The following is a 25667-nucleotide window of genomic DNA, read 5'->3' on the forward strand; positions in this document are numbered from 1 at the left end:
ACTATAATTTAAATGTTGAATTTTTTGACTAAATAACTAACGATTCAACTATTTGATACGAAAGGGGTAAAGCCGTGCTTTCCTTTTTTAACCGAAAAAAAATTTTAATAATTATTTGCGTCATTTTTATAGTACTGGCAGGATATTTAATTTTACCCGTTTCAGTTCCCATTATCATTGCTTTTGTCACGGCCCTTTTTTTAGAGCCAATGGTATTAATGCTGCAAAAACGTTTAAAACTCAATGATCGCCTATCTGTGTTAATTACTTTTATCAGTTTTCTTCTCTTTATTGGTATCCTTGGATATTTCATAACAACAAAGGTGATTACGGAAGCAATTGAGATTCTCCAAAACACACCGCTTTATATTACGGAAATTTCTAATGTTTGGTTAAAGGCGCAGGAAAAATATGCTTCAGCGGCAAAAGATTTACCTGTTGAAGTGGTTGACGAAATTAGCAAACAAATTAGTGGATTTCTCAATAAAATAAAAGAAGATTTAGTTGCATACTTAAACATTAACAATGTTAAGGCAATATTAACGAATATCCCGAACTATCTTGTAAGCTTTTTAGTTTATTTAATTGCTTTATTTTTATTTTTAGTTGATTTACCAAGGCTAAGAAAAGGACTCTATCTGCGTCTAACAGAAAATACTGCTGATAAAGTGAAATTTATGGGTTCGAGATTATCCTATGTCGTTTTTGGATTTCTTAAAGCCCAATATCTAGTCAGCGTCATTATCTTTATTGTTGCCTTAATTGGTTTAATGATTATTACTCCCGATGTAGCTCTTGTAATGGCATTAACCATCTGGATTATCGATTTCATTCCTATTATTGGATCAATTGTGATAATTGGCCCTTGGGCATTGTTTCATCTCATAACAGGGGATATTGGCTTAGGCATTCAATTAGCCGTTTTAGGGGCAATCCTATTAATAATAAGACGCTCCATCGAACCTAAGGTAATGGGTAGCCAAATTGGATTATCTCCCCTTTCTACTCTTATTTCCATGTATTTGGGTATAAAATTATTGGGATTACTCGGATTAATCATTGGACCTTTAATTTTAATTGCCTATCATTCAGCAAAAGAAGCTGGAATCATCAAATTAAATTTCAAAATATAAAAAAAGAGGCATATGCCTCTTTTTTAGTAGCCTAGAATTGCTTTTATTACGGAAGTAGTTTCTCCCCCCTTGTAAAGCACATATAGAAGTAAATAAACAGCTACACCCGTAATCGCGGTAAAAAACCAAACGATACTCGTAACAGGTCCAATTTTTCGATGTTTAACTAATTGTTTTTTATATCCTGTCCATAGGGAGATAATTCCAAGGATCGCCCCAGTTGTAGAGAGGAAAATATGAAATACTAAAAAAATGGTATAAAAGATTTTAATATTTTCTGGACCACCAAAAGATGTATTTCCAATAAATATCGTTCTTGACGCATAAATAATAAAAAATATTAGCGCAAATATCGCTGCAAGATTCATTGTTTTTTGGTGGGCTTCCAGTTTTCTTTGTTTAATTTGACTTAAGCCTATTCCTACAGTAATGGCTGAAAGAACAATAAAAGTTGTACTAATTGTCGGCAAGATGGGCAATGACATATATTTCTTCCTCTCAATTTTCAATATATTTTTCTATCATTAATTTTATTGTAGATACTATTTCTTTTCAATAAAAAACTCCCAAAGAATTTGGGAGTTAAGATTTACTCAACATAACGTGGATTCATTAAATTGTTTTGTTCATCAATTGAATCCTTCTGTTCTTTCCGATACCAACTGAAGAAGATATATCCTAAAACAACACCATAAACAATCTCCTGAATAACCTTCATCAACACACCACCAAGCTGTTGATCATGAATGAGTGACATATGGCTGAAAACCTCAGGACCACTTAAATTTAGATTAGCTAATGTTGTGGTAGGAACACATAATTTTAATGCTTGCATCCAAGCAGTTGGATCAGAGAAGGTAGTGTACATTGGAGTATCAGCAAAAATGATTAACGCACATGCTGGTGTTAAAAGAACACCATCCGCAAAAACATAAGCTATTTTCTTTAAACCGCTTAACGATTCATATTCAGGTAAACGGTTGATTAATGGCCACCACATGAAAATAGCAAAGACAAATAATAAGGTAGTGTAGCTTGCATGTAGTAGCATACTCATCTTAATAGCATCAAAAATTTTCGGAATATGGTAAAACGAAAACATCCCATTAAACAAGACAATCGCAATCAATGGCTTTGAAAAAAAATTAAATACTGGTTTCACATAGGATAAATTTATCATTTTCCTCCAGAACCAGACTGGAACACCAATAATAAGTATTGGAGGAATAATTAAGTAAAGCACCGCCATTTGAATCATATGTGCATAAAACATTAAATGACCCATTAAATCAAGCGGACCGCCCTTAGTGAAATATAATAAAATAATAGCAGTTGTAAAAAAAATCGCCTCTGAACGCTTTAATGGTTCACTATGGGAAAAACGCTCCCGACGGTAGACTGTTATGACGAAATATAAGGCTAATATCATCATCATAAATAAAAGAAAGAATGGACTCCATAATGCTCGAAATCCAAACATATTAAGTGAAAGCATTTTATTCACCTCAGTATTTTTTGCATATTCCTATTATATCGCTATAAAGGTTTTACTGCAATGAATGGAATTGACCTATACAACTGATGAGATAGAAAAAGGAAATCAGATTTACTGATTTCCTTTTAAAATGTCAAATATATTTTACCACCAAATAATTGTTGTAAAAGCTAATACGGTAACAAAAGCAATTAATACACCTGAATACAGGAATAATGTTGGTGCCTCATGCCCTTTATGACTCATGTGCATGAAGTAATATAATTGAAAAACGACCTGAACAACGGCTAACAATAAGATAAATGGTATTATGAACCAATGTGAAAAACCATAGCCTACTGCAAAAAAGGCAATCAATGTAAGAAAAATCATCATAGAAAATGAGGTAATTTGATGTCTCATTTCCTCTTTGCTTTTTTTACGACGGTATTCAATGTCAACTCTTGGGTTACCTGAAGTAATTTGTTGATTTGCCATCAGTTTATCCCACCATTCCCATTAAATATACTACTGTGAAGATGAATACCCAAACAACGTCAATAAAGTGCCAGTAAAGGCTTGCTACATAGAACTTTGGCGCGTTGTAAAGGTTCAATCCACGTTTTGAATTACGAATCATTAACGCTGTAATCCATACCAAACCAAACGCTACGTGAGCCCCATGGAACCCAGTTAGTGTATAAAAGGCTGATCCAAATGCACTACTCGTAAATGTGTGCCCGAATTCATGAGTATAATGATAAAACTCATAAATTTCCAATCCTAAGAACCCTGCACCTAATAGAACCGTAATCCCTAACCAAAGTTGCATTTTCTTGAAGTTAAAGTTTTTCATATGGTAGATAGCATAAACACTTGTTAAGGAGCTAGTTAATAACAACATGGTTGCCAAAAATACTAATGGCAAACTAAAAATATCCTCAGCAAGCTTATGATCTGCACTTGGAACTTTATTCTTTAATGCTAAATACGTTGCAAAGAGAGAGGCAAATAGGACAGTCTCTCCAGCTAAGAATAACCAAAAACCTAAAAATTTATTTTTCGCTTCGAGGGTAGCTTTTTCAGGCGCAGCAGGCCAAGTTTCATATGTGAATTTTTCTTCTGCGTGCATTATGCTTTCCCTCCTTTTTCATCATCTTTCATTAAATCTTCTTTATGAATATGGAATCCATGATCATCTTTAAGTGAACGATATAGCATTGCTCCAAAAGTTATCACAAAACCAAGGATTAACACTGCTAGACCCCAAGGTTTTTCAACGCGATACATTGCTCCAAATGCTGCAACGAACAATCCGAATGAAATAACGACTGGAACGAAAGAAGAATTTGGCATATGGATATCACCAAGTGGTTCAGCTGGTGTCATACCCTTTTTACCTTCCATTTTTTCAATCCAGTAAGCATCTAATCCACGAACAAGTGGTAACTGTTTAAAATTATAGAATGGAGGTGGTGAACTTAGTGTCCATTCTAAAGTACGGCCATCGCCCCATGGATCGTTACCTACTTTTTTATTCTTAATTGTTGTCATAACGATGTTGATTAATAAAATAATCGTTGCAACTGCCATGAAAAATGCACCAATCGTACTTACCAAGTTACTTGTTTCAAACCCGTGATTTGGTAAATAAGTGAAAATACGGCGTGGCATTCCCCAAATACCAAGGAAATGCTGGATAAAGAACGTTAAATGGAAACCTATTAGGAATAACCAGAAAGTACATTTCCCTAAAAATTCATTTAACATTGTACCAAACATTTTTGGCCAATATAAATGTGCCCCCGCTAATAAAGCAAATACTACCCCACCAACGATTACATAGTGGAAGTGAGCAACTACGAAATAAGAGTCATGGAACTGATAGTCAGCCGCTGCAGAAGCAAGCATGATCCCTGTTACTCCACCCATTACGAAGGAAGGAATAAAGGCAACAGCATAAAGCATTGGTGTAGTAAACTTAATACTACCGCCCCACATCGTAAATAACCAGTTAAAGATTTTAATACCTGTTGGAACCGCAATGGCCATCGTTGCTACAGCGAAGATAGCATTAGCAATAGGTCCTAAACCAACTGTAAACATATGGTGAGCCCATACCATAAAACCTAAAAACCCGATTAATACAGTTGCAAATACCATTGATGAATATCCAAATAAACGTTTACGTGAGAAAATCGCAATAATTTCAGAAAAAATACCAAATGCAGGTAAAATTAGTATATATACCTCAGGATGCCCGAAAATCCAGAAGAAATGCTCCCAGATAATCGTATTACCACCCATTGCAGCATCAAAGAAATTTGCCCCAAACATACGATCAAAAATCATTAAGAAAAGACCAACTGTTAATGGCGGGAAAGCAAATAAAATTAATGCAGAAGTTACAAATGTAGACCAAGTGAACATTGGCATACGCATAAACGTCATTCCTGGAGCCCGCATATTAATAATCGTAACTAGGAAGTTAATCCCCCCGATTAATGTTCCAGCTCCTGATATCTGTAATCCCAGTGCATAGAAGTCAATACCATGACCTGGTGATTCTAATGATAGTGATGCATATGAAGTCCATCCAGCATCAGGTGCTCCTCCAAAAAACCAAGAAAGGTTTAAGAAAAGTCCACCAAAAAAGAATAACCAAAATCCTAAGGCATTTAGGAATGGGAACGCAACGTCACGTGCACCAATTTGCAATGGCATAACAGCGTTCATAAAGGCAAAAACCAGTGGCATCGCCGCTAAGAAAATCATGGTAGTTCCGTGCATGGTTAAAACTTCGTTGTAAAATCCAGCACTCACAAAATCATTATTTGGTATTGCAAGTTGAATACGGATGACCATTGCTTCTAGTCCACCGACTAAGAAGAAAAAGCCTCCAGCTATAAGGTAAAGGATGGCAATTTTTTTATGGTCAACGGTTGTTAAATAGTCCCATAAAGTTGCGCCAAACCCTTTTTTCTGAGCTAAGGTACTCACCTTTTTACCTCCCTTTTAAACTAATTTCCCCTAATTTTAATCCATTACTTTTAGATTCATTAAATATTCAGTTAGAGCGTCAATTTGATCATCGGATAATTTCCCATATGCTCCAGTCATTTTGTTACCTGGCTTATACGTATCAGGGTCCTTAATCCAAGCTTTTAAATCTTCTTTTGTATGATCTAATACACCAGCAACGCGTTCTCTTTCACCAAACGTTGTTAAGTTCGGACCCATTCTGGCTGCTTCTGGCGTATTATTTGCAGGTGTAACTGCGTGACAGCCAATACAGCTTTTATTAAAGATTTCTTGGCCTTCTTTTGCTAAATCTGAAGTAGGAGTTTCAGCTTCTTTAACGTTTTGCATAGCGGTAGCCCATTTATTAAATTCGTCTCTAGAGACAGCTTTTACTTTAAAGTCCATTAAGGCATGGGAAGGACCACACAGCTCGGCACATTTTCCGTAGAAAACTCCGCCGGCTTCTTCCGCTTTTTTCGAATCAAATTCTAACCAGAACTTATTGATGTTATCTACGTTATTATCCATTTTTCCGCCAACAGCAGGAATCCAGAATGAATGTTTCACATCTGAAGCTTTCAGACTAAAGTAAACTTTTTCATCTGTAGGAACAATTAAGTCTTGGCTTGTAACGATTCCTAAATCAGGATATTCAAATTCCCACCAATAAAGATTGGCTCTTACGTTTACAACAAGTGCATCACGTTTACCTTCCTCGTTTTTCTTATCCATTTCCTCTACATCTGCCAGCTTAAATGTAGCAGCAACAGTTGGGATAGCTAAGATAAGAAGTAAAAGAATTGGGATTGTAGTCCAGATGATTTCCAAAGTATGGTTTCCTTCAACCTGTTTAGGAATTCGGTCATCCTTTCTACGGAATTTCAACACAACGATAATAAAGATGATTGTAACAACTGCAATTACCCCTACCATTATTGCGGTACTAAGTACCATTAAATCATACTGCATTTGTGCAACTTCACCAGCTGGTTTAAGCGTTGATAAAAACGGTTCACCACAGCCAGCAAGGATAAGCGTCAGCATTGTGAACAATGCTAGTAGACGCCATTTCGTAAGCCTTTTCATAGCTTAATCAAACCCCTCTTTCGTTAAGTTTCTTTTTGAAATGTTTGATCAAAAAAATATAAATAAATTCCGTTTTTATGTAAAAAAGGAATTTGGTACCTAAATAAAAGTGACTTGATTATATTAATGTTACGATTACCATCGCTACAAATAGAATAGTCAAATATTGCAGTGAGTAAACGAACATTAGCTTTGCCCATTTTATATCATCTTTCATTTTGTAACCAGATAATCCTAAAACTAACCAACCTATGTTTAAGATGGTTGCCAATATTACAAAAGGAATTCCTAAAGAAGTTAAAAAAAACGGTATCGGTAGTAAAGCTACTACCCATAAATTAATATGGTTTCTTGTCGTTTTAAAACCCTTTACTACTGGAAGCATCGGAACATTTGCTGCCCGATATTCTTCCACCCTTCTCATCGCTAAAGCATAAAAATGTGGAGGTTGCCAAACAAACATAATAATGAATAAACACCATGCAATCAAGTCAAGGTTTCCATCGACAGCAGCCCAACCAATCAATGGTGGTACAGCCCCTGAAACACTTCCTACGATGGTATTTGAAACATATTGTCTTTTTGACCAAAGAGTATATAAGACAACATAACTAAAAACCCCGATGATTCCAATTACTGTTGCTGTCCAAGTGGTTAACGCTAGCAGCAAAGTACCTAAAACAACTAAAAATAAACCTAAAACTAACACTTTTGATGGATTAAATTTCCCAGTTACTGTCGGTCTATCTTTAGTTCTTTCCATTAAATGATCAATATCTCGATCAATATAGTTATTGATACTACAAGAACCCGCAATAATTAGCGAGGAGCCTAATAATGTGAAAAATACAATGTCTAAGTTTTCCAAAAGTCGGCTGTTGCTAAAATGTAAAGCTAACCATAAACCTGTGAAGGTTGTGATTAAATTAGAATTAACAATTCCAATTTTAATGGTGGCTAAAAAACTTTTTATAAAACTAGACTGTGAATCAACTTGTTCGACAGTATTTTCTCCCTGGTTTAAAGCCATTTCATCGAAAGGCTTTAGATTAGCCATAATGAACCTCCTCTTTCTAAGTTACTCAAAAAAACAACTACTAACCTTAGCCCTAGACATAAAAATAGAATGGAAATCAATTTAAGTTTCCACTATCAAGGTAGTTATAATATTTGTGTAGAAAAATAATTTTCTTCTCAATATATTAAATCACACTTTTGGGCATTTTTGTGAACTTTTTTTGAACAATTTTTGACTTTTTTGTGTCTTGCCATAATTAACTTAGTATGGCATTTGATTTAAGCTGTCATTCACCTAAAGAAAAAATTTTCAAAATAACTCCATATTGTTAAAAAAGACAAAAAAACATGGGTTTAACTATACCATTTTTCACCTATTTTATTTCTAACAGAAGAAAACGGAAGTTTCAATACTTTTTAATATAATAATAGTGTTAATTAGTTACGAATTATTCTAATTTTAGAAATTTTGTATTTTATGTATTCATTCCTGTTCATTTTCTTCTTTTTCGGCTATTATGGAGAAGGTAGTTTACTTATTTATTTATAACCCTATCCATTATATATGTCTATAGGATGAAAAAACAAATGATTGAAATTATTGTTTCAAAGAAGGTGTGTAATGAAAATGCAACGAGCTTTAAAATGGTTTGCTGTTTTAACAACAATTGGTATGCTATTTATTTTATTAGGTGGTGCACTAGTTACAAAAACAAACTCCGGAATGGGGTGTGGCAGATCTTGGCCTCTGTGTAACGGTGAACTAATTCCCACCGAAATAACAATCGAATTAGTAATAGAATTAGCTCATCGAGTTGTCTCAGGTGTAGTTGGCTTTATGGTTTTAATTTTGTCGGTCTGGACGTGGAAATCAATTGGGCATATTAGAGAAACTAGGTTCTTATCGTCACTTTCCTTTTTATTCCTTTTATTGCAAGGCTTAATCGGTGCTGCAGCTGTTATTTGGGGACAATCAGATTTTGTCCTAGCTCTTCATTTTGGAATATCCCTCATTTCTTTTGCGGCGGTATTTTTGCTAACTTTGCTAATATTTGAGGTTGACAAGAAGTTCGATGCTGAGAAGCTAGTCATCGATAAACATATGAAAACACATATTTACGGGGTTACCATTTATAGTTACATTGTCATATATTCGGGAGCTTTAGTTCGTCATATTGATGCTAGTTTAGTATGTCCCAGCTGGCCTTTCTGCACAAACGATCCATTTTCCTTACCGATTAATTTTCATCAATGGGTACAAATGGGACATCGTTTAGCCGCAGCAGCAATATTCATTTGGATTAGCTATTGTTTCTATTTAGCATTTAAGAAATATAAAAATCAAAAGGTTCTTTATTGGGGATGGTTGGCTTCATTTATATTAGTTTCCTTACAGGTTACTTCCGGCGCCATCATTATTTTTACAAAATTAAATCTGTATGTTGCCTTGGCTCACGCCTTTTTTATTTCATGTTTGTTTGGTGTATTGAGCTACTTAATATTATTGGCAACTCGTTCAAAAAAAGATCTGTAAGTATAATACTTACAGATCTTTTTTAATGTTCAATATGATATCGTCTTATTGGATGATAGATTTTTTTTAGTCGATTTATTCCAATCTGTTTGTGGATTTTTATATTTGCGATCATAATTTACATACCTTGAAACATTCAAGAGCAAACCTGCAGCAATCGATAATTGCCAGAAAGAGGAGCCTCCATAGCTTATAAATGGTAATGGGACACCAGTAAGTGGTATTAATCCTGAAACTCCCCCTAGATTAATAAAGGTTTGAATCCCTATCATACTAGAAACACCAATAGCCAATAAACTGCCAAACGGATCCTGACACCTCATCGCAAGCCTTAAACCTCTTAAAACGATATATCCGAGGGAAAGGATCACAAATCCTACTCCCCAAAGCCCAAGTTCTTCAGCAATTACAGCAATAATAAAATCGGTATGTGACTCAGGTAAATAACCAAGCTTTTGAACACTTTTCCCTAATCCTACTCCATTTACACCACCCGACCCTATCGCAATATAGGAGTTAACAAGATGCCATCCATCATTACCAGCATCTGCAAACGGATTGCTTCGGGATGTAAATCTACTCATCTGTTCTTCTGTTAAAATGGAGCTATTTGTTATAAACAGTAACAAGAAAATACCTATTCCACCTATTACAAAAAGCTTGGCCATATTTTTCATATTCATACCTGAAGAAAGGATAATTGATGCCGCGATCAATCCAATAATTCCTGCTGTACCATAGTCAGGTTGTTTGACAATTAAAAATATCGCAATAATAAGGAATAATAATGGCGGTGCAATTCCGCGATTAAATTCGTTAATATAAGATTGCTTTTTCGCATATACCGCAGAAAGATAAATAATGACTGATGTCTTAATAAACTCCGAAGGTTGAATACTAACCGGTCCTACATCAATCCAACTTTGTGCCCCACCCCTAATATCACCAATAAAGAAGACTAAAATTAGTAATCCGAGTGAAGCGATAACATTAGCAATCAACATGATTCTTTTTGCCCACCAGCGATAGGGTATTATCGCAAAGAATAAGAAAACAAATACCGCACCCACTAATATAAATTTTTGTTTTTCAAAATAAAAATCACTTGGGTAACCATATCTTTGGATAGTCGAAACCATGCTCGCACTATATATCATCACAAGACTAAACAAAGATAATAGAATAATGGTAATCAATAGTGAAAAGTCATAGGATTTAAGCATTTTTTTGATCATACATACATCTTCCTTATCTTCTAATTAAACCTCTTTTTGGCCCAATCCTATTACAAAAAAACTCAAACAATTTTATAATCGTTTGAGTTTTGATTGTTATTTTTTTAAAGAAGCCTCATGGAGTACAGATAACTCTTGTTCAAGACTACCTAATAGGGCTTTACCTTCTTTTTCATCGACTAATCCCAGCCGAACTGCAAAATCAATTTCCCTAGATAAACCGAACATTTGAGTATCCAATACCTCTTCATAAAGAGGGCATTGTGGCATAGTTAAGTTTTCCATCTGTACTTTGATCAACTTTAGAATTTTATCAGCGTCAGCCTTTAAAAGGGCAAAAGCTTTTTCCTGGTGATTTATCATCATTTCAGACGCCAACATTGATCCCCCCATTTCGAGACACAATTACCTTTTCTTATCTATAAAGTTTAACTTTATTCTATAAAAAAAGCAACAATTCTTTATTCCTATTCATTGAAATAATTCTACTATATGACTTTTATATATTGAATCGCTATACTAAGATATAACGAAAAACTTTAGGAGGTAATCTAGTTGGAAAATATCATCACCATTGGAGGAAAGGTTCGTTACCAAATTACTTTAGATCCAGGTGTCTGGATTTTTGATGACCGTAAGATTGAATTAGCTTCTTATTTTGAGGAAGGTAAAAAGGCTAGGAATGAGTTAGAAGAATATACAAAGGATATATCTGCCCATTGGGACCGGGAAATTATCGAAGGAGCCATCCTTTCCCCTACAATTAAGACGGAAAAAACCTTTAAAAAACAAAAACTATTAACTGGAACTTTTGTGATACCGTTTAAACCGTTTTTGAAAAATGCGGAACCGTTAAAAGAGGCAACTACTTTAATCGTATTAACGAAATCAGGTGAACTTAAATTTGACTTAGCATTAGCTAATGAATTTGTTCTAGGATTTTCAAAAGATGGAAAGCCTTTAAAGGAAAATGGTCCAATTTATGTTTATTTCGGGGATGGTACGAATCTAGAAAACCCCCTATCAAATGTTAAAGGTTTTATCATAGAATAAAGAGGCTATGAAAAGCCTCTTTTTTTATTAAAGCAATTCTGCTGCCAAGCGGGCTAGTCCTGACCTTTCTCCTTTTAGCAGTTTAACATGTCCAGCGACCATTTGTTCTTTAAATTTTTCAACAACGTACGTCAAGCCATTATTAAAGGCATCTAGGTATGGATGGTCAATTTGTTCAGGGTCACCCATTAAAACCACCTTACTTCCCTCTCCCACCCTAGTCAGGATTGTCTTCACCTCATGTTTAGTAAGATTCTGTGCCTCATCAATAATAATAAATTGATCCGGAATACTTCTTCCTCTTATATAGGTCAATGCCTCAACCTCAATCGAACCCATCCCTGCCAAAATTGCATCTAATTCACCTGGCTTTTTCGTATTAAAAAGGTACTCCAAATTATCATAAATCGGCTGCATCCACGGACGTAACTTTTCTTGCTTTTCTCCAGGAAGATAACCGAGATCTTTGCCCACCGGGATAATTGGCCTTGCCACTAATAGTTTTTTATATTCATGAAAATCCTCTGTCTGCATTAATCCAGCCGCAAGTGCCAATAATGTTTTTCCAGTACCTGCTTTACCAATCAAAGTAATCAGCGGAACATCTTTTCTTAACAACAGTTCAATTGCCATTGTTTGCTGAACATTTCTTGGATGTATCCCCCATACATGCTCATGGTTGGTCACTAATTTTTTTACCTTCTTCCCCATCCTGTCCACCATACCTAGTGCAGATGATGAACTTCCTAGTACATCCTTCATCAGGATAAATTGATTTGGATAAAAAGCTTGATTAGGAATTTCGGTAAGCAAAAGTTCCCCTTTTTCATAAAATTTACCCATTACTTCTAATGGAATATACACTTCCAAAAATCCCAAATAGATGGAATCATCTTCGATTACCCGATCGCTTAAGAAATCCTCTGTAAATAGACCAAGCGCATCCGCTTTTACTCTTACCAAGGTATCTTTACTAACTAGAATGACTTTCTTGCCATTTTCCTTTGCTTCTTCTTCTAAAGAAAGGTTTTTTGCTACCGCCAGAATTCGATTGTCATTTGTTTTTTCAACAAAGATCTCTTGTAGTTGATGAAAGGATCGATGATTTAATTCTATTCTTAAAAAACCACCGTTTTCTAATTGGATTTTTTCATGTAATCTTCCTATTTCTCTTAGCCCATCTATTAATTTTGAAACCTTTCTTGCATTTCTCCCTACTTCGTCCATGTAACGCTTTTTTGAGTCCACTTCTTCCAACACTACAGCTGGAATAACCACTTCATTATCTTCAAATGAAAAGATTGAATAAGGGTCCTGCAATAAAACGTTAGTATCCAGAACATATATTTTGTTCAAGCTGTTACCTCCTGATCTTATATCTTTTTTTCGGAAAACTAATTGATGGGACTTTGGTTAAAATATATGTTTACTCGAATAAAGATAGAAGAAATTTTGCACAATAATATACAAACGCATTAGACATCATATTTTTTTTAGCGCTTGGAATTTTTTTAAGGAGGAGTCATAAATGAAAATATGGTATATAATCGCCCTACTGCTATTGGTTGGATGTAACGGGGGTAATAAGAATGATGTTGCTCAAAACAATAACTTGAACCAAGACATTATAAAAGTTAAAAATACTAATATTCCTGAGGTCGATCGTGTTACAGGTCAAGATATTGCTAAACATTTAGTTGAATTAACAACAAGTTTACCAAATGTAAATGACGCAACAGCAGTTGTACTTGGCCCATTTGCGATTGTAGGAATCGATGTTAACGCCAATGTCGAGCGTTCTCAAGTTGGCTCAATCAAATACACCGTTGCAGAAAGCCTGAAAAAAGATCCACATGGAGCTAGGGCTGTTGTGGTAGCAGATCCCGATATAACTGCAAGATTAAAAGAAGTACAAGAGGATATTAAAAACGGAAAGCCTATCCAAGGTATCATGAATGAGTTAGCCGATATATCCGGACGACTCATGCCAGAGATCCCTGCTGATATTATCGATAAAAATACTAAGAGAGGTGTGGAAGATCCTAAGAAACAGTTAAACACTAAAGATAAACATAAACTAGAAAACAAACAAGATGAACATTCAAATTACCATAAATAAAGCTTAGTCAGAATTTGACTAAGCTTTTTTCATTGCTTCCATTACTTGTCTATCTAACCTCTCCGCAGCATCCTTGTCGTACGTTTTATCGTATGCAGGCTCTGCGATAATTTTTGAACCATAAAACATAACATCACGTACCTCATTAATTTTCAGTTCAACTAGTGCTAATTTTAATGGAACGTCGCTTAATCTTTCGTTCTTGACGTTGGCATCGCCGCTAATAGAATAGGTAGATTCATTAGCAATAATATTAATGACAGCCTTATTACTATTGGTAACGTTTTGAATAATTCTGGAACGATTATCTACGGCAAAATAAATGGTTTCTTCATCCTTTGCCAGTACCCATGAAATGGCACTAACATTCGGCCATCCTGATTCAAAATCAACTGTTGAGAGCGTCACAAAACGTTCTTTTTGAAGTGCTTCAAACAGGGCAGGAATTAATTTTGGTTCTACTTGGTTTGGCATTTTTGTTCCTCCTTGATAACAATCTTTAACATACAGTCCAACAATGATATACTATACCATAACTAAATTAAATATTCGATGAAAGAGAACCTAATACCCGAGGTGGATAATGAGAGTTAAGTGTGTCATTTGCGATAAAGTAGAAAGTATTGAAAACGAATCCCTGCTTGCTAAACGATTACGAAATCGCCCCATTCATACTTTTATGTGCAAAGTATGTGAAGAACGAATAACAGAACGAACAAATGCCAGATTAGCATCAGGAAAATTTCAATTTAATCGTCCTAAAACGAATGATGATGATTGGTGAATCGAAAAGGGAACAAAAAACTCGCTGCATTGGCAGCGAGTTTTTTGTTGTCATTATTCGTCTTCTTCAAATGGGTAGTTTTCGTATTTTTCTGGTTCATTGTTAATTTGTGTAATCATAATTTCGATTAACTCTCTTGGATACCGGCCTTTTTTGAGTTCGTTTTGATGTTGATACTCAATGTAATACATGACTGAATCAGTTGTTACTTTTATATCAGATACATCATGTTCATCCTTTAAAATCGTATCAAACAGTTCCTTTGTCTCAATTGCCGCTGTATCATCCGGTCGCTCATCACAAACTACTTTTATAGTAAGCCAATTATATAAGGCATCTTGTAAAGACTTCAAAGTTTTCCCTCCGAAGAATTCGCATTTGCTTCAAGCTTTTTTGACTGTCTAAGGCGAATCTTATATATGATTAATATTAAAGCGGCAACAACTAGTCCCTCAGCAACCGGTAAGAAGACGCCAAAGAATGTAAGTATTGTACAGCCTAAAATTAAGAAAATGTAAATGACAATAGACTGTGCAAGACGTAATTTTTTGGCAAACCCGAGTTTATAAACAATAATTGACAAGATAATCGTAGTAATGTAAAGCCACCACATGCCTATTTCTGGGTTTTCATCAACACGGAAGAGCGCAGCAAAAAATGATAATCGGCCGGAAACATCCATCTTGAATTCTCCCCCTTTCGTTAGCTCATTTCAGCATATTTTTTCTTTTTCGCAATCCGCTCACGTTCATTTTTATCTAGTAGTTTCTTTCGTAGGCGAATTGATACTGGAGTAACCTCGCAATATTCATCATCATTTAAATACTCTAAAGATTGCTCAAGCGTCATAATTCTTGGTTTTTTCATTGATTGTGTCTGATCTTTATTCGCCGAACGAATGTTGGTTGCGGCTTTCACCTTCGTGATATTAACGGTTAAATCATTTTCACGGGTGTGTTCACCGACAATCATACCTTCATAAATATCGGTTCCAGGTTCAACAAAAATAGTTCCACGATCTTCAATTTGTAGAATTCCATAGGTAGAGGCTTTTCCAGATTCCATCGACACTAACACACCTTGTCGTCTGCCACCAACCTGGCCTTGTGCCATTGGTTGATAACTATCAAAAGAATGGTTTAAAATACCGTATCCTCTAGTTAATGTTAAAAACTCTGTCGTATATCCAATTAAACCACGGGCAGGAACCATAAAGATTAATCGGACTTGTCCATTACCATTATTAACCATGTCGAGCATTTCACCTTTACGCTCGCCAATTGATTCCATTACTGCACCTGTATGCTCTTCCGGAATATCAATCTGAACTCTCTCGACTGGTTCACAACGAACTCCATCGATTTCTTTTACAATAACTTCCGGCTTCGAAACTTGTAATTCATAGCCTTCCCGACGCATATTCTCAATTAAGATAGAGAGATGCAATTCACCTCGTCCAGAAACAATCCATTCATCTGGTGAATCAGTATTTTCTACTCTTAAACTTACATCTGTTTCCAGTTGTGAACGTAAGCGCTCTTCAATTTTACGCGCAGTCACAAACTTTCCTTCTTTTCCGGCAAATGGGCTGTTATTAACAAGGAAGGTCATTTGTAATGTCGGTTCATCAATTCTTAAAACCGGCAAAGCATCAGGATGTTCAATTGGACAAACCGTTTCACCCACGTTGATATCATCCATTCCGGATACGGCTATTAAATCTCCTGGAAATGCCTCTTGAATTTCTTGACGCTTTAAACCGAAGAAGCCAAAGATTTTAGTAACACGGAATTGTTTAATGGTACCGTCCAGTTTCATTAATGCTACCTGTTGTCCAACATTCATTGTACCACGGAACACCCGTCCAATTCCAATTCGTCCGACATAATCATTATAGTCAAGTAGGGAAACTTGAAATTGTAATGGTTCTTCGCGATTATCAACCGGAGCAGGAATATGCTCGATTATTGTTTCGTATAAAACTTCCATATTGTCGTCTTGTTGCTCAGGATTTGAGCTCGCAGTTCCATTTATTCCTGATGCATAAACAACCGGAAACTCCAGTTGTTCTTCGTTTGCGTCTAATTCGATAAATAAATCAATTACTTCATCAACAACTTCAGCTGGTCTAGCCGCATCTCGGTCAATTTTATTAACAACTACAATAGGGGTCAGATTTTGCTCTAGTGCCTTCTTTAACACGAATCTTGTTTGGGGCATACAGCCTTCATAGGCATCAACTACTAGTAAAACGCCATCTACCATTTTCATAATTCGTTCTACTTCTCCGCCAAAATCAGCATGGCCAGGGGTATCTAGAATATTAATTTTTGTATCTTTATACTGGATTGCAGTATTTTTTGCCAGAATGGTAATTCCACGTTCTCTTTCAATATCATTTGAATCCATTGCTCTTTCTTCTACATGTTCATTTGTACGGAAGGTTCCAGCCTGCTTTAATAACTGGTCAACTAAAGTTGTTTTTCCATGGTCAACGTGGGCAATGATAGCGATATTACGTATATTTTCTCTAATTTTCAAATATGGTCAACTCCTAATGAGGTATGTTCATAAATTGTTCACTTTTATAACTCAAATATTATACCACAATTAATGTAGAATCCAACAAGAAATTTGTGTATTATTAATAGTATGTTTTATATACGAACAAAAAAATCTTGGGGGCAAGTAATATGAAAGAAATTAAATGGCCAATGCTTTTGATTGCTATTTTAGCAGCAGCTGCCATTATGGGAATAGGGATTGCTATTGCTGAAAGAAGCTTGATTGGAATCCTTTTATGTATTGTTGGGTTAATATTTATAATGGGCTTTGGCTTCAAAACTAAAAAGAAACTTCGTGAGGCTGGAAAACTTTAATACAAAAAGGCAGACTTATTTTTCTAAATTAGTCTGCCTTTTTCATTATTTTAATAAGTAATCCAATAAAATCTCCTGATGCAAGCCCGGTTTTGCGACAAAGACCGTGCTTTTTTCAAGTAGGTTTAATTTTTCACCTTTAATATTAGATGCTCTCCCACCTAGTTCTTCGATAATAATGATTCCTGCAGCAAAATCCCAGGGTGCAAGGCGCATACTTAGATAAGCATCCATTCTCCCTGTAGCCACATAAACCATTTCTAACGCTGCTGAACCGTAGGACCTTGTACCCCGCGCATCTTGAACAAGAGATGCTACTTTTTGATAATCGATTCGCTTATTTTCAATTACCCAGGTAGCATTAACTCCAATGATTGCCTCTTTCACACCAACCTCTTTTAATACTGGCAACGGTTTATCATTGATAAAGGCCCCTTTACCTTTACAAGCATAGTAAAGTTCATCATGAACAGGATCATAAATAATTCCGATTTTCCCTATGCCATTTTCGTAAATACCGATCGAGACGGCAAAATTTCGTTGTTGATGGATAAAGTTTAAGGTTCCATCTATAGGGTCTAAAATCCATACAATTCCTTCCATGGAAGATAAGTTATCGCCAAAGCCTTCTTCTCCTAATATTCGATGGGTAGGAAATTGTTCTTTAATTTTTGCGATGAAAAATATTTCAATTTCCCTGTCAATATTCGTTACTAAGTCATTAGCATTTGATTTTGCTGAAATATTTAAAGTTGTAGAAAAGGAGGATCGTATTTTTTCCCCGGCTTCCTTTGTCCATTGTTTTGCATATGTAAAAATATCATCATCCCACGCCATTTCAATTCCTCCAGTTGCATACTCTTGCTATGTTTAGCTTAATTTAAACAATTTGAGGTTTCAAGTATAGTGTCCCTGAAAACCTTCAATAAAATGAACGAATTTCTTAGAAATTCGTTCTTTTACTTTTATAAGGATTGCAGGCTGAGTAATTCTTGACGTATTTTTTCTAGTTTCACTTTACTTTTCGCTTTTTGCTCTTCATTATGTTCAATCATCGCATCATACAAAGTCGCTAACTCATAGTCCATTTCCAGCCTTAGAACAGCGGTTCTCTCTCTAACTGCTGCTTTCTTTCTTCCCTGATTCATTAATTGTTTCATGATAACACCCCTTCCAACTATTAACTTTTTTCAAATGGCCATCTTATTATCTGATTATTTTTACTACTATCTTATGAATAAATCGGTTAAGCGTAACTAAAATAGACTATTACCCATAAATCAATCGTTATGGTAAAATAACGTAAAAAGATCTGGGGGATTCGTATGGGATTTAGTGGATTTACAAAAGAAGATTTTGAAGTTTTTTCAACCCAAGGATTTGAAGCTCGGATGGAAGCACTTAAATCTACGGTTCGACCAAAACTTGAACAAATCGGAAATATTCTTGCGCCATCACTCACAACGTTAACAGGAGAAGAAATGTTTCCACATGTAGCAAAACACGCACGGCGGACAATTAATCCACCCAAAGATACATGGGTCGCTTTCGCAGCTAATAATAGAGGCTATAAAATGCTTCCTCATTTCCAAATTGGCTTATGGGAAACTCATCTTTTTATTTGGTATGCCGTTATTTATGAGGCCCCTAAAAAAGCAGAAATTGCCGCCAAATTCGAAAAAAAACTAGCATCCATTCAAAAACAAATACCTGCTGATTTCGTATGGTCCAGCGACCATATGAAACCGGACGCTACTAAGCATAGTGAACTTGGAAAAAAAGGTTTAAAAGAGATATTTCAAAAGGTTCAATCGGTAAAAAAAGCGGAACTATTATGTGGAGTTCAAATCAGTAATGAGGAAGTCATACAAATGTCAGGAGAACAACTAGTGGATACTTTCACCAAAACCTTTAAGACACTTATACCACTATATGAGCTTTCTTAAACAATAATAGGAGTCTCCGCAGCGGAAACTCCTATTTCATAATTATCTCATACGGATTCGATCACCCAGTGAAGCATTTTTTACTTTTTGCATCGTACGATACGGTGAATAACCACTTTGTTCTTCAAATTCACTGCATAACTTCTTTTCTTCCGCTTTACTTGGGACAATTTCTTTAAATCTGCGATACACATCCATAAGAATTTCCCGCTCTATTCCTTTTTCGTAAGCTTGCTCGATGCATTCGAAAAATTTAATGACATCAACAATCTCATTGGTTTTCCATGTATGATCAATCGGGTATTGATATTCCATTATACTCTCCTTAACTTCTTGTCCATTTTTGTCTAATTTCGTTTGTTTCCATAATCATTCGATTGATTAGTTCTTCTACTGATGGAATATCATGAATCATTCCCATCACTTGACCTGCCCAACCAAATCCATGATCAAAATCACCTTCATAAATAAACTTCTTATTAGTCTTTCCACTAATAAAATCTTTTAATTGCTCGTAATCAGCCCGTTTAGACTCAAGCTCAAGAATTTTTTCTGTCAACGGGTTAAAGATTACTCTTGCTGGGGCTCCTATCGAGCGTTTAATAACAACGGTATCATTTTCGGTACCTTCGAGGAGCTTTCGTTTGTAAAGTTCTGATGCATGTACACATTCTTTTGTGGCAATAAACCTTGTCCCCATTTCAATTCCTTCTGCTCCTAGACAAAGTGCCGCCATTAACCCTCGTCCATCACCAATACCACCTGAGGCAATCACTGGAATATTAACCGCATCCACTACCTGGGGTACCAACACAAAAGTTCCGATATCATGCTTGCCTAAATGTCCTCCCCCTTCTTGCCCAACAACCATGACTGCATCTGCTCCCAATTCTTCTGCCTTTTGAGCTTGTCTTTTTGCGGCAACTAATACTAATTTTTTCGAATTAACACCCTCTAATTGTTTAAAAAAGGAAGTCGGATTACCACCTGTCATCGTAATCACAGGTACCTGCTCTTCTATCGCAACCTCCAAAAAATGCTCATACGGACGGCCATGTTGGCCGATTGCGAAATTGACTCCAAACGGCTTAGATGTTTTTAACCTCACCTTTTTTATTTCATTGCGGAGCATTTCAGGCTGCTCTAACGACATCGCTGTAATTTGCCCCAAACCTCCAGCGTTAGAGACTGCTGCGGCTAAATCAGAATAGGCTAAATAGGCAAGTCCTCCTTGTATAATCGGATATTCAATATTTAATAACCTCGTAACCCTTGTATCCATCCTCATATTTTACCTCCACCATTTCACATCTAAAAATATGTTCGATTAAATAGGGTAATTTTCCTTTCTTCTTCAAAAACTATAAACGGCAACACTTTGAAATTTTTCTATGCAAGCAAATCGATAAGTGCTATAATTCATTTGTTTTATGTTTTTTAATATACAATTTGTTGTATAAGTATTTCAATTAAAGAGGTGTGAGAATAAATTGTCCCAAAAAGAAACTCCGCTTTTTAGTGGTTTAGTAGCGCACGCAAAAAAGAACCCTGTTCAATTTCATATCCCTGGTCATAAAAAAGGTGCTGGTATTGATACTGAGTTCCGGAATTTTATCGGTGATAATGTCCTTTCCATTGATTTAATAAATATCGGACCTTTAGATGATCTTCATAGTCCCAAAGGTATGATTAAGAAAGCCCAGGATTTAGCCGCCGAAGCATTTGGGGCTGACCACACTTTTTTCTCTGTCCAAGGTACTAGTGGCGCAATTATGACGATGGTGATGGCCGTTTGTGGACCTGGTGATAAAATTATTGTACCAAGAAATGTACACAAATCGGTAATGTCAGGCATTGTATTTTCTGGAGCTATCCCGATTTTTATCCATCCAGAAGTAGATGAGAACCTGGGGATATCCCATGGAATAACCGTTGATGCAGTAGAACGGGCTTTAGAACAGCATCCCGATGCAAAGGGTGTGCTCGTTATTAATCCGACCTATTTCGGAATTGTCGCTGACTTAAAGAGAATTGTTGAAGTTGCCCATTCCTATAATATACCTGTGTTAGTAGATGAAGCACATGGTGTTCATATTCATTTTCATGAAGATTTGCCTGTATCCGCTATGCAAGCTGGAGCTGATATGGCAGCAACAAGTGTTCATAAACTGGGCGGTTCAATGACACAAAGCTCTATACTTAACGTTCGCGAAGGTCTTGTATCTTCTAAACATGTTCAAACGATTTTAAGTATGCTAACAACTACCTCCACTTCTTATCTTTTACTAGCATCATTGGATGTAGCAAGAAAACGATTGGTAACGGAAGGTAGAGAGTTAATCGATCAAGCCATTGAGTTATCCCAATATATCCGTAATGAAATAAATCAAATTGAGGATTTATACTGTGTTGGTAAAGAAATTTTAGGAACTAAAGCTACCTTTGGTTACGACCCAACCAAATTAATCATTTCGGTTAGAGATTTAGGGATTACCGGCTATGATGCAGAAAAATGGTTAAGAGAGAAGCACAACATCGAAGTAGAAATGTCCGATTTATACAATATTTTGTGTATTATCACACCTGGTGACACCAAAAGAGAAGCCGATTTATTAATCGAAGCTTTGAAGGAACTGTCATTAGAATTTAGCCATCTTTCCGGGAAAATGGCTGTACAGGTTTTATTACCTGACATTCCGAAACTTGCTTTAACCCCTCGTGACGCCTTTTATTCTGATACTGAAGTTGTTTCTATAAATGACGCAGTTGGGCGAATAATAGCCGAGTTTGTCATGGTTTATCCACCCGGAATACCTATCTTTATTCCAGGGGAAATTATTACGAAGGATAATTTAGAATACATCCAAAAAAATATCGAGGTTGGTCTTCCTGTTCAAGGACCAGAGGATGACACTATCCAGACTTTGAGGGTTATTAAAGAGCATACTGCGATCCAATAAAAAGAAACAGCATTCATGTTTGAATGCTGTTTTTATTTTAGAAATGGTATATCTTAGTCTTCAATAACGTGGTCACATTCGCAGCTGTCACTACATTTTGAATACAATACTGTTACTTTTTCATCTTCAAAATGATCGATAGTGGAATTACAAGCTTGGCAAATAATTGTACCCATCGTTCTCATTCTCCCTTTTCATTCGAGTGTATTTTGAAAGCGTTTTATTTAACCTTAATAAGATAATAATATAACACATTTAAAATTACAAGCCTAATTTGTATAACATATATGTATTTTTTTTAGAATTATTAATCCTATTAACAAAAAGAACAGACCAAATTACGGCCTGTTCCTTATTGTTTATTCTAATCGTATTGAGCTTCTAAAGAAGGAATGAATGGGATGGATTCTCTAAAAAAATCAGCTAAATCTGTGGCTTGTTTTTTGTCGGAAATTCGGAATACTTGTTGTAGGTGTTCTATATTTTCAATATCATGGGTATCGAGGAGAGTTGAACGGCCGGTTTGCATACATACGACTAGAGGTTTTCCAAAAAACATGTTGGTATAAATGATACCGAAATCGTATCGTGTATGTTCAGTTGTAAAACCAACAAAACGTACACCAACACGTTCATGCTCATCATACAGTTTTTCAAACAAATCCATAAGACTCCTCCTTTTAAATTTGAATATTTAGAATATTATTATAAATTGTTTTTTGTTTAATGACAACCCATTTTGGAAAAAAACTTCCCTATTAGAGTTGTCATAAAATTTTTTTCAAGCTAGAATAAGAGAGAACATGGTAAATAGGGGGAGTTAACATGGCTAGTAATGCGTACATAAAATTAGTACCTTCTTCTGCAAAACAATCAATCTCGACTGAAGAGTTAAAAGAATTATTTACTTATTATAAAGAAATCACTTCCAAAACAGGAAACCAATTAAATTGGTCTTATCAAGAATCCGCTTTTCCTTATGAATTAAAGGAAGAACAGTCTGGGAAAGGAAAATGGTTTTACCTGTACTCAACACATGATCGCTATAAGACAATTCTTATCGGAATTGACGAAGAATCCGTTGAGAATGAGGATGGAACAACCAGAACACAAACCTATATTCAAGTAACATTACCTGAAGTTTCAACCTATGGTGACAAGGGAAAGGCTAATGAATTTTGTAGATTTTTGGCCAAAAAGTTGCAAGCAGAACTCCACTTATTTAATGAGCGAATCATGTATTTTTATCCTAGAAAATAGAGACCACCATGGGTGGTCTCTTTATTTTATCATGTTTAAAGTAAAGTGAACGGTTGCATACAGCGACAGGCTAAAAGTGGTAATAAAAATTGTTTTTTTTGCCGATTTCATAATGGTGTTCCCGATTTGAATGGCTAAATAAAAAAATATAAAAAACATTAATACGTTGTAGATTAATTGATCATGTTTCGAAAGCCACTCTAAAAGGGTATACCCACTCCAAATGATTAATTGTAACAAAATCACTACATATACCTTCATAATACCCCTCGCATTCAACTTGTCTTATTCACTAATATATGAATAAAAACAGTCAGTTAGGCACCTCGTTTTGAGTTTTTTATCAGCATATTTTTCATTTATGTAACATTTAAGTGACAAGCCATTGTTCATAAAATTTGTATGATAGAATATAGGTAAATTGTAGGTGTTATATTTCATTAAAAAGCGAGGCAATGAAATGAAGGGATTAGCTACTGTTTCCATATTTTCCTTATTATTTTTTATAGCCTCTTGTCAAAAACATAATTCTGTTGATTCCTTAGTAATAAAAGAAAATGTAAAGCAAATCATTTTCGTTTCGGATGAAACAAATGTACAACAGGAAGCGGCTTACTACGATGCCATTATCGAATTGAAAAAGGACTTCCCTAATGAAGTTGAAAACATGATGGTATTAACAAAAGAAGAAGGAAAAAAATATTTTGACAGTTTACAAGTAAAAAAATCACCTGCGATGATCGTAGTTTACAACAATAAAGTAGTTGCTAGTATTAATGGTATGGCCTCAAAGGACCAAATCTTGGAGCCCATTACAAAAGTCTTACAATAAATTTCCTTAATCACCCTTTTTACCGGGTGATTTTTATTTTGTCCGATTTTCGACACAAATGCATAATGGTTTTTTTAGTAAACTGTAATAGGAGGAGAATATTATGATAGGAGAATTGCTTATATGATCATAAAACCACGATTTGAGTCACTCGAATTGATTATTTATCGAATACTAAACCAACGGTTGAGATTAACTCCAGAGCAAAAAAATTACTATCACAATCTAGAAAAAGGGTTCGACGGTGAAAAGAATTTTGATTTATTTCTAGAGCAAAATTTAAAGATGGACTGCCATATCTTAAATGATTTACTTCTTGAAAGTAACAATAATCATTTTCAGATTGACTCTGCTCTTCACTCTGGTGAAACAATTCATGTATTTGATGTAAAAAACAGTGAAGGTGATTACTTTGTAGACGGCGACATATGGCGTGCATACCCATCAAAGATTGAAGTTAAGAATCCTTTTTTACAATTGAATCGCTGTGAATCCTTACTAAGAAGACTGCTTCAAGACCACGGACTTAACTACAAGCTGAAAGCCTATATTGTTTTTATCAACCCTCAATTTGCATTATTTCAAGCTCCTTTGAACTTCCCATACATTCTTCCATCACAACTTTGGCGCTTTGTAAACAAATTAAATAACAGCGGAACGGTTATTAGACCACATAATGTTCATTTATCCGAAAAACTGATGTCATTAAACATAAAGGAATCGCCTTATTCGAAGCTACCTAAATATGACTATGCCCAGCTAAAAAAATTGATATTGTGTCCAAAGTGCCATTCGGTGATGTGTGAAATAAGCAACAAATTAATGTGTCAGTGTGGCTCGGTCGAGACAGTAGTATCCGGCGTTTTACGGAGTGTAAATGAATTGATTCTTCTTTTCCCTAATATGAAAATTACTACAAAGCTAATCTATGAATGGTGTGGTGTAATACAATCCACAAAAACAATTCAGAAGATCTTGGATAGAAATTTTGAGAAAAAGGGACATGGGATGCATACTTATTATGTCAAAAAATAATTTCTTGAGAGATAGTCCAGATCACTGGGCTTTCATTGTATTTATCGGTCACCTAGAGTAGTTCTTGGTGACCGTATTATGTTCTTCTTCGGAAATCGGGCGACAAGACTGGTTCTTAGCTACCGATTTCAGCTCTTCACACAAAAATCGGGCGACAAGATTGGCTCTTGGCTACCGATTTCGACTCTCCCACTTAAAATCGGGCGACAAGACTGGTTCTTAGCTACCGATTTCAGCTCTTCACACAAAAATCGGGCGACAAGATTGGCTCTTGGCTACCGATTTCGACTCTCCCACTT

At 35.5% G+C, this 25667-nt stretch carries 33 protein-coding genes; 12 read left to right on the forward strand and 21 right to left on the reverse strand.

Annotation, left to right across the window (positions count from 1 at the left end):
- Positions 1-74 precede the first annotated feature (74 nt).
- Complete coding sequence (gene ytvI / locus ACX9YW_RS10200) at positions 75-1133, forward strand: sporulation integral membrane protein YtvI (RefSeq protein ID WP_460345785.1); 1059 nt, start codon at positions 75-77, stop codon at positions 1131-1133.
- A 23-nt stretch (positions 1134-1156) separates the two neighbouring features.
- Here the strand turns inward: ytvI and ACX9YW_RS10205 are convergent, their stop codons facing one another.
- From ACX9YW_RS10205 to cyoE, 7 genes are all read right to left on the reverse strand, one after another.
- Positions 1157-1618 carry a DUF420 domain-containing protein gene (locus ACX9YW_RS10205; RefSeq protein ID WP_460345788.1) on the reverse strand — a complete coding sequence of 154 codons (462 nt, stop codon included), beginning with the start codon at positions 1616-1618 and terminating at the stop codon, positions 1157-1159.
- A 104-nt stretch (positions 1619-1722) separates the two neighbouring features.
- Positions 1723-2628 carry a cytochrome c oxidase assembly factor CtaG gene (gene ctaG, locus ACX9YW_RS10210; RefSeq protein ID WP_460345790.1) on the reverse strand — a complete coding sequence of 302 codons (906 nt, stop codon included), beginning with the start codon at positions 2626-2628 and terminating at the stop codon, positions 1723-1725.
- 144 nt (positions 2629-2772) lie between these two features.
- Complete coding sequence (gene ctaF, locus ACX9YW_RS10215) at positions 2773-3105, reverse strand: cytochrome c oxidase subunit IVB (RefSeq protein WP_460345793.1); 333 nt, start codon at positions 3103-3105, stop codon at positions 2773-2775.
- A 4-nt stretch (positions 3106-3109) separates the two neighbouring features.
- The gene (locus tag ACX9YW_RS10220) at positions 3110-3739 is read right to left on the reverse strand and encodes a cytochrome (ubi)quinol oxidase subunit III (protein WP_460345796.1); all 630 of its coding nucleotides are present in this window, start codon (positions 3737-3739) and stop codon (positions 3110-3112) included.
- Positions 3739-5607 carry a cytochrome c oxidase subunit I gene (ctaD, locus tag ACX9YW_RS10225; protein WP_460345799.1) on the reverse strand — a complete coding sequence of 623 codons (1869 nt, stop codon included), beginning with the start codon at positions 5605-5607 and terminating at the stop codon, positions 3739-3741. Before ctaD ends, ACX9YW_RS10220 begins: the two co-directional genes overlap by 1 nt.
- Before the next feature lie 36 nt (positions 5608-5643).
- Positions 5644-6714 carry a cytochrome c oxidase subunit II gene (gene coxB, locus ACX9YW_RS10230; protein ID WP_460345807.1) on the reverse strand — a complete coding sequence of 357 codons (1071 nt, stop codon included), beginning with the start codon at positions 6712-6714 and terminating at the stop codon, positions 5644-5646.
- Positions 6715-6832: 118 nt separating this feature from the next.
- On the reverse strand, positions 6833-7744 hold the full coding sequence (gene cyoE, locus ACX9YW_RS10235; protein ID WP_460345913.1) for a heme o synthase: 912 nt from the start codon (positions 7742-7744) through the stop codon (positions 6833-6835).
- A 615-nt stretch (positions 7745-8359) separates the two neighbouring features.
- Between cyoE and ACX9YW_RS10240 the strand changes: the two genes are divergently transcribed.
- Positions 8360-9265 carry a COX15/CtaA family protein gene (locus ACX9YW_RS10240; RefSeq protein ID WP_460345916.1) on the forward strand — a complete coding sequence of 302 codons (906 nt, stop codon included), beginning with the start codon at positions 8360-8362 and terminating at the stop codon, positions 9263-9265.
- A gap of 29 nt (positions 9266-9294) precedes the next feature.
- Here the strand turns inward: ACX9YW_RS10240 and ACX9YW_RS10245 are convergent, their stop codons facing one another.
- Entirely contained in the window at positions 9295-10500 is a 1206-nt protein-coding gene (locus ACX9YW_RS10245) for an FtsW/RodA/SpoVE family cell cycle protein (protein ID WP_460345812.1), read from the reverse strand.
- Positions 10501-10596: 96 nt separating this feature from the next.
- On the reverse strand, positions 10597-10878 hold the full coding sequence (locus ACX9YW_RS10250; RefSeq protein ID WP_460345919.1) for an Fpa/YlaN family protein: 282 nt from the start codon (positions 10876-10878) through the stop codon (positions 10597-10599).
- Between the two features lie 177 nt (positions 10879-11055).
- Between ACX9YW_RS10250 and ACX9YW_RS10255 the strand changes: the two genes are divergently transcribed.
- Positions 11056-11553, forward strand: a complete 498-nt coding sequence (locus tag ACX9YW_RS10255) for a peptidyl-prolyl cis-trans isomerase (RefSeq protein WP_460345815.1) — start codon at positions 11056-11058, stop codon at positions 11551-11553.
- A 27-nt stretch (positions 11554-11580) separates the two neighbouring features.
- On the opposite strand, the gene ACX9YW_RS10260 is transcribed toward ACX9YW_RS10255, so the two are convergent.
- Positions 11581-12909 (reverse strand): PhoH family protein, encoded by a 1329-nt coding sequence (locus ACX9YW_RS10260; RefSeq protein WP_460345818.1) that lies wholly within the window; start codon positions 12907-12909, stop codon positions 11581-11583.
- Between the two features lie 172 nt (positions 12910-13081).
- Between ACX9YW_RS10260 and ACX9YW_RS10265 the strand changes: the two genes are divergently transcribed.
- Positions 13082-13672, forward strand: a complete 591-nt coding sequence (locus ACX9YW_RS10265) for a YhcN/YlaJ family sporulation lipoprotein (protein ID WP_460345821.1) — start codon at positions 13082-13084, stop codon at positions 13670-13672.
- An 18-nt stretch (positions 13673-13690) separates the two neighbouring features.
- Here the strand turns inward: ACX9YW_RS10265 and ACX9YW_RS10270 are convergent, their stop codons facing one another.
- Positions 13691-14146: a pyridoxamine 5'-phosphate oxidase family protein gene (locus tag ACX9YW_RS10270; RefSeq protein ID WP_460345824.1), complete on the reverse strand. Its 456-nt coding sequence runs from the start codon at positions 14144-14146 to the stop codon at positions 13691-13693.
- A 109-nt stretch (positions 14147-14255) separates the two neighbouring features.
- Between ACX9YW_RS10270 and ACX9YW_RS10275 the strand changes: the two genes are divergently transcribed.
- Positions 14256-14456 carry a YlaI family protein gene (locus tag ACX9YW_RS10275; RefSeq protein ID WP_460345827.1) on the forward strand — a complete coding sequence of 67 codons (201 nt, stop codon included), beginning with the start codon at positions 14256-14258 and terminating at the stop codon, positions 14454-14456.
- 53 nt (positions 14457-14509) lie between these two features.
- Here the strand turns inward: ACX9YW_RS10275 and ACX9YW_RS10280 are convergent, their stop codons facing one another.
- The 3 genes from ACX9YW_RS10280 to typA are packed head-to-tail and all read right to left on the reverse strand — an operon-like array spanning position 14510 to position 16997.
- The gene (locus ACX9YW_RS10280) at positions 14510-14809 is read right to left on the reverse strand and encodes a hypothetical protein (protein ID WP_460345830.1); all 300 of its coding nucleotides are present in this window, start codon (positions 14807-14809) and stop codon (positions 14510-14512) included.
- Complete coding sequence (locus tag ACX9YW_RS10285) at positions 14806-15138, reverse strand: YlaH-like family protein (protein ID WP_460345833.1); 333 nt, start codon at positions 15136-15138, stop codon at positions 14806-14808. The genes ACX9YW_RS10280 and ACX9YW_RS10285 overlap by 4 nt, the downstream gene beginning before the upstream one ends.
- A gap of 20 nt (positions 15139-15158) precedes the next feature.
- Positions 15159-16997, reverse strand: coding sequence for a translational GTPase TypA (gene typA, locus ACX9YW_RS10290; RefSeq protein WP_460345836.1), 1839 nt, complete (start codon positions 16995-16997; stop codon positions 15159-15161).
- A 152-nt stretch (positions 16998-17149) separates the two neighbouring features.
- Between typA and ACX9YW_RS10295 the strand changes: the two genes are divergently transcribed.
- On the forward strand, positions 17150-17335 hold the full coding sequence (locus ACX9YW_RS10295; RefSeq protein WP_460345839.1) for a YlaF family protein: 186 nt from the start codon (positions 17150-17152) through the stop codon (positions 17333-17335).
- Between the two features lie 45 nt (positions 17336-17380).
- On the opposite strand, the gene ACX9YW_RS10300 is transcribed toward ACX9YW_RS10295, so the two are convergent.
- Positions 17381-18172, reverse strand: coding sequence for an inositol monophosphatase family protein (locus ACX9YW_RS10300; protein ID WP_460345843.1), 792 nt, complete (start codon positions 18170-18172; stop codon positions 17381-17383).
- 128 nt (positions 18173-18300) lie between these two features.
- Complete coding sequence (locus ACX9YW_RS10305) at positions 18301-18495, reverse strand: YkzI domain-containing protein (protein ID WP_460345846.1); 195 nt, start codon at positions 18493-18495, stop codon at positions 18301-18303.
- 165 nt (positions 18496-18660) lie between these two features.
- Here ACX9YW_RS10305 and ACX9YW_RS10310 point away from each other — a divergent pair, with 165 nt between their 5' ends.
- A complete protein-coding gene (locus ACX9YW_RS10310; RefSeq protein WP_460345849.1) occupies positions 18661-19281 on the forward strand; it encodes a YktB family protein in 621 nt (206 codons plus the stop codon).
- A 42-nt stretch (positions 19282-19323) separates the two neighbouring features.
- On the opposite strand, the gene ACX9YW_RS10315 is transcribed toward ACX9YW_RS10310, so the two are convergent.
- Both ACX9YW_RS10315 and ACX9YW_RS10320 read right to left on the reverse strand, forming a co-directional pair.
- Complete coding sequence (locus tag ACX9YW_RS10315; RefSeq protein ID WP_460345852.1) at positions 19324-19596, reverse strand: UPF0223 family protein; 273 nt, start codon at positions 19594-19596, stop codon at positions 19324-19326.
- Between the two features lie 10 nt (positions 19597-19606).
- Positions 19607-20569, reverse strand: coding sequence for an NAD(P)H-dependent flavin oxidoreductase (locus tag ACX9YW_RS10320; RefSeq protein ID WP_460345855.1), 963 nt, complete (start codon positions 20567-20569; stop codon positions 19607-19609).
- A gap of 202 nt (positions 20570-20771) precedes the next feature.
- On the opposite strand from ACX9YW_RS10320, the gene ACX9YW_RS10325 reads away from it, so the two are divergent.
- Positions 20772-22241, forward strand: a complete 1470-nt coding sequence (locus ACX9YW_RS10325) for an aminotransferase class I/II-fold pyridoxal phosphate-dependent enzyme (protein WP_460345858.1) — start codon at positions 20772-20774, stop codon at positions 22239-22241.
- Between the two features lie 53 nt (positions 22242-22294).
- On the opposite strand, the gene ACX9YW_RS10330 is transcribed toward ACX9YW_RS10325, so the two are convergent.
- Together ACX9YW_RS10330 and ACX9YW_RS10335 are read right to left on the reverse strand one after the other, a co-directional pair.
- Positions 22295-22417, reverse strand: coding sequence for a GapA-binding peptide SR1P (locus tag ACX9YW_RS10330; protein WP_460345861.1), 123 nt, complete (start codon positions 22415-22417; stop codon positions 22295-22297).
- Positions 22418-22605: 188 nt separating this feature from the next.
- A complete protein-coding gene (locus ACX9YW_RS10335; RefSeq protein ID WP_460345864.1) occupies positions 22606-22908 on the reverse strand; it encodes a DUF3055 domain-containing protein in 303 nt (100 codons plus the stop codon).
- Positions 22909-23066: 158 nt separating this feature from the next.
- Between ACX9YW_RS10335 and ACX9YW_RS10340 the strand changes: the two genes are divergently transcribed.
- Positions 23067-23501: a DUF1885 family protein gene (locus ACX9YW_RS10340; RefSeq protein WP_460345867.1), complete on the forward strand. Its 435-nt coding sequence runs from the start codon at positions 23067-23069 to the stop codon at positions 23499-23501.
- A 21-nt stretch (positions 23502-23522) separates the two neighbouring features.
- On the opposite strand, the gene ACX9YW_RS10345 is transcribed toward ACX9YW_RS10340, so the two are convergent.
- Entirely contained in the window at positions 23523-23762 is a 240-nt protein-coding gene (locus tag ACX9YW_RS10345; RefSeq protein WP_460345870.1) for a hypothetical protein, read from the reverse strand.
- A gap of 199 nt (positions 23763-23961) precedes the next feature.
- Here ACX9YW_RS10345 and ACX9YW_RS10350 point away from each other — a divergent pair, with 199 nt between their 5' ends.
- From ACX9YW_RS10350 to ACX9YW_RS10360, 3 genes are all read left to right on the forward strand, one after another.
- A complete protein-coding gene (locus tag ACX9YW_RS10350) occupies positions 23962-24333 on the forward strand; it encodes a small peptidoglycan-associated lipoprotein (RefSeq protein ID WP_460345873.1) in 372 nt (123 codons plus the stop codon).
- 123 nt (positions 24334-24456) lie between these two features.
- Positions 24457-25368 carry a nuclease-related domain-containing protein gene (locus ACX9YW_RS10355; RefSeq protein WP_460345876.1) on the forward strand — a complete coding sequence of 304 codons (912 nt, stop codon included), beginning with the start codon at positions 24457-24459 and terminating at the stop codon, positions 25366-25368.
- Between the two features lie 78 nt (positions 25369-25446).
- Positions 25447-25667: hypothetical protein (locus ACX9YW_RS10360; protein WP_460345880.1), on the forward strand; the 221-nt coding region annotated here is incomplete at its 3' end.

The organism is Pseudoneobacillus rhizolycopersici, from assembly GCF_054786815.1.

Bases quoted from the DNA above. Each gene is read 5' to 3' on its own strand.
- coxB (WP_460345807.1), bottom strand. From the start codon at position 6,714: ATGAAAAGGCTTACGAAATGGCGTCTACTAGCATTGTTCACAATGCTG.
- ACX9YW_RS10285 (WP_460345833.1), bottom strand. From the start codon at position 15,138: ATGGATGTTTCCGGCCGATTATCATTTTTTGCTGCGCTCTTCCGTGTT.
- ACX9YW_RS10275 (WP_460345827.1), top strand. From the start codon at position 14,256: ATGAGAGTTAAGTGTGTCATTTGCGATAAAGTAGAAAGTATTGAAAAC.
- ACX9YW_RS10240 (WP_460345916.1), top strand. From the start codon at position 8,360: ATGCAACGAGCTTTAAAATGGTTTGCTGTTTTAACAACAATTGGTATG.
- ACX9YW_RS10310 (WP_460345849.1), top strand. From the start codon at position 18,661: ATGGGATTTAGTGGATTTACAAAAGAAGATTTTGAAGTTTTTTCAACC.
- ACX9YW_RS10330 (WP_460345861.1), bottom strand. From the start codon at position 22,417: ATGGGTACAATTATTTGCCAAGCTTGTAATTCCACTATCGATCATTTT.
- ACX9YW_RS10335 (WP_460345864.1), bottom strand. From the start codon at position 22,908: ATGGATTTGTTTGAAAAACTGTATGATGAGCATGAACGTGTTGGTGTA.
- ACX9YW_RS10305 (WP_460345846.1), bottom strand. From the start codon at position 18,495: ATGAAACAATTAATGAATCAGGGAAGAAAGAAAGCAGCAGTTAGAGAG.
- ACX9YW_RS10220 (WP_460345796.1), bottom strand. From the start codon at position 3,739: ATGCACGCAGAAGAAAAATTCACATATGAAACTTGGCCTGCTGCGCCT.
- ACX9YW_RS10270 (WP_460345824.1), bottom strand. From the start codon at position 14,146: ATGCCAAACCAAGTAGAACCAAAATTAATTCCTGCCCTGTTTGAAGCA.
- ACX9YW_RS10350 (WP_460345873.1), top strand. From the start codon at position 23,962: ATGAAGGGATTAGCTACTGTTTCCATATTTTCCTTATTATTTTTTATA.
- ACX9YW_RS10345 (WP_460345870.1), bottom strand. From the start codon at position 23,762: ATGAAGGTATATGTAGTGATTTTGTTACAATTAATCATTTGGAGTGGG.
- ACX9YW_RS10355 (WP_460345876.1), top strand. From the start codon at position 24,457: ATGATCATAAAACCACGATTTGAGTCACTCGAATTGATTATTTATCGA.
- ACX9YW_RS10315 (WP_460345852.1), bottom strand. From the start codon at position 19,596: ATGGAATATCAATACCCGATTGATCATACATGGAAAACCAATGAGATT.
- ACX9YW_RS10320 (WP_460345855.1), bottom strand. From the start codon at position 20,569: ATGAGGATGGATACAAGGGTTACGAGGTTATTAAATATTGAATATCCG.
- ACX9YW_RS10340 (WP_460345867.1), top strand. From the start codon at position 23,067: ATGGCTAGTAATGCGTACATAAAATTAGTACCTTCTTCTGCAAAACAA.
- ACX9YW_RS10205 (WP_460345788.1), bottom strand. From the start codon at position 1,618: ATGTCATTGCCCATCTTGCCGACAATTAGTACAACTTTTATTGTTCTT.
- ACX9YW_RS10245 (WP_460345812.1), bottom strand. From the start codon at position 10,500: ATGATCAAAAAAATGCTTAAATCCTATGACTTTTCACTATTGATTACC.
- ctaF (WP_460345793.1), bottom strand. From the start codon at position 3,105: ATGGCAAATCAACAAATTACTTCAGGTAACCCAAGAGTTGACATTGAA.
- ctaG (WP_460345790.1), bottom strand. From the start codon at position 2,628: ATGCTTTCACTTAATATGTTTGGATTTCGAGCATTATGGAGTCCATTC.
- ACX9YW_RS10300 (WP_460345843.1), bottom strand. From the start codon at position 18,172: ATGGCGTGGGATGATGATATTTTTACATATGCAAAACAATGGACAAAG.
- ACX9YW_RS10265 (WP_460345821.1), top strand. From the start codon at position 13,082: ATGAAAATATGGTATATAATCGCCCTACTGCTATTGGTTGGATGTAAC.
- cyoE (WP_460345913.1), bottom strand. From the start codon at position 7,744: ATGGCTTTAAACCAGGGAGAAAATACTGTCGAACAAGTTGATTCACAG.
- ACX9YW_RS10295 (WP_460345839.1), top strand. From the start codon at position 17,150: ATGAAAGAAATTAAATGGCCAATGCTTTTGATTGCTATTTTAGCAGCA.